Origin of the sequence: Gordonibacter pamelaeae 7-10-1-b (assembly GCF_000210055.1) — a bacterium.
Lineage (GTDB): Bacteria > Actinomycetota > Coriobacteriia > Coriobacteriales > Eggerthellaceae > Gordonibacter > Gordonibacter pamelaeae.
In genome coordinates, this window is the sequence record NC_021021.1 from 189,900 (window position 1) to 192,277 (window position 2,378).

General features: G+C 71.4%; 2 protein-coding genes. Both read right to left on the minus strand.

What is annotated here, in order from left to right; all coding sequences use genetic code 11:
• Window positions 1-51: 51 nt before the first annotated feature.
• The gene (locus tag GPA_RS19705) at window positions 52-864 is read right to left on the minus strand and encodes a hypothetical protein (RefSeq protein WP_181813804.1); all 813 of its coding nucleotides are present in this window, start codon (window positions 862-864) and stop codon (window positions 52-54) included.
• Between the two features lie 26 nt (window positions 865-890).
• On the minus strand, window positions 891-2,378 hold a 1,488-nt coding region (locus tag GPA_RS00875), incomplete at its 5' end, for a discoidin domain-containing protein (RefSeq protein ID WP_041238709.1).

Consider the following 2,378-nt stretch of genomic DNA (forward strand, 5'->3'; position numbering starts at 1 on the left):
CAAGAACCGGACGCGCAAGGGTGCCGGCGCCCACCGGCAGAGGCCCTCTGCCTAGCGCGGCCTCCTGGCGAGGCTGCAAGCTGCCGCCGCAACTGCGGCAAGCGCAACGGCGCCGCATACGGCAAGCGGAACGGCAAGACCGTCGCCCGTGGCCATGAGCGGCTGCTCGGTGCCGGAGGGAGCCCCCGGGCTCCTGTTCGCATCGGCATCCGCGCCACCGCTCCCGGAGCCGTCGCCCGCGCCCCCGCCCGTACCGGAGCCGGAGCCGGAACCGGAACCAGAGCCCCCTTCATCGCCGCCCGCGTCGCCGCCTTCTTCCTCCCCGCCGCCCGCAGGGGGATCGGGCGGGTTCGGGGTGGCAGCGCCGATCTCGACCGTGACCGGCCCCGTCGAGAACAGGGTGGGCTCGGATGCGTCGTGCGCGGCGCTCACCACGCCCAGCTCGCCCGCGCCGATCCCAACCGTCGTGCCGTCGGCCCCCGTCAACTTCACGGTGCCGAGCTTCAGGACGTCGTTCTCGTACAGGTTCTTGTTGCCGGCCAGATACAGGTTCAGATGGCCGACACCGCCCTCGTGCCGATAGCGCGCCTCCTTGACCGCCACGCCGTCCAGCGAGCCGTCGAACGCGAAGTCCACCTGCACCCCTTCGAGGTCGGCAGCCGTCACCGTCAAACCGAGCCGCAGGGTGCGCACATCGTCGCGAGGGCCGTCGGGCAGCTTGAGGGAAACGGCCGCGCCGTCCCCCGCCCCCTCGACAACCGCCTCGGGATCGACCGCCGCCCAGGCGATGCCCGGCACCAGCGCAAGGCAGAGCGCGCACGCCGCAAGGGCGGCCGCTGCCATCTTCTTCATCGTTTCAGCCATTTCTCAACCGTTTCTCTCGGTGCGGGCTAGTCGTTCGCCGCGGCGGAGGCGCCGCTGCGCAGCTCGATCTCGGGCAGCTTCTCGGGCACGCCCGCGAACAGCGAGTCGCTCGTCAGGCGCTGCCCGACGTTCGTAAGCGCGTCGTCCACGCGGTAGAGCTCGGCACGCACCTGGGCGGGCAGCTTCGCGCCCGCCAGCTGGCCGGGCTCGATCCAGTACACCCAGCGGCCCTCGGACGTCTCGCCCAGAAGCGCATCGCCCGGATCGGGGGCCAGGATGATCTGGCTGGCAACCAGGTTGCCGTCGGCGTCCGTGCCGCCCACCACGTTGCCGGCCTCGTCGTAGAGCATCACCACGTTGTAGGCGGGGTTGCCCTTGTACGAGCCGGTGAACACGACGGATCCCTTCGGGGTGGACCGCGCCGCCTGGCCGTCCATGGCCGGTTGGTACTCGAAGTCGCTCTTGAGCACGCCGATGGCGGGAATGCCGTCGGCCTCCGTCAGCTCCACGTTGTCGCCGGAGGGGCCGAACACGTCGACCTCGCCCACCGAGAGCGGGTGGTTTGCCTGGCCTACCGCCGTGATGCGCAGGTAGCGCGCGTCGTAGGTGCAGACCCACGGGTCCTCGCCGTTGTCGAAGTAGAGCGTGGCCGTGCCGTCGGCGCCGAGCGCAAGCCTGCCCTCCTTGAGGGTGGCGAACTCCTCGCCGTCCAGGCTCGCCTCGATGCGGTACGCGCCGAGCGGCGCACCCTCCGCCGCGCCCTGCAGCGTGTAGCGCAGCGCGGTCACGGGCGTGGGCTTGCCCAGGTCGATGGTCATGACCGGATCGGCGTCCGCGGACGTTCCGGTGAACACGGTGGCGGGATCGTCGTCCACCATGCGGCCCGAGGCGGGCACGGGCGCCGGCGCGTCGGGGTCGTCATCGGTCGCGGGCGGCACGACGTCTTGGTCGGAGGCCATGTTCGTGGCCACCGTCCAGCCGTCCTTCGCGTGCTGGCCGTCGCCCGAGAGCTTGAGGGGCTCGAGCGCCTTCGCCGCGGAGCGGTTCAGGAACTTGTCCACGGCCGTCACCTCGTAGGACACGGTGCGGTTGCCGAGCGCCGAGGCGTCGTCGGTGTAGGAGCCCTCGGTTGAGAAGCCCACCACCTCGCGCTGGGCCTTGCCGTCGGCCAGCGTGATGCGCGCGATCTCGTAGCCGAGCACGCTCTCGCCGACGGTCGCGTCCGTGCCGAGCGCGAGCGTCACCTTGCTGCCGTTCGCGGAGGCCGAGGCCTCGACCACGTCTTTGCCGGCAACGTCGGCCGCGTCCTTGTTCGCGCGGGCCCAGGCACGTGCATCGTCGCTCGCGTAGCAGACGGCGCGCGTCTCGGGCTCGAACTGGGCCATATAGGCCGCCGTGTCCTCGTTGGGCGAAAGGCCCCAGCGCGCGAAGAACTCCGTGAGGTCGCGCTCGGCCGCCGCGCTCGCCAGCTTCATGATGTTCTGGGCCTCGCCGCCGCCCAGGGAAAGCTCCAC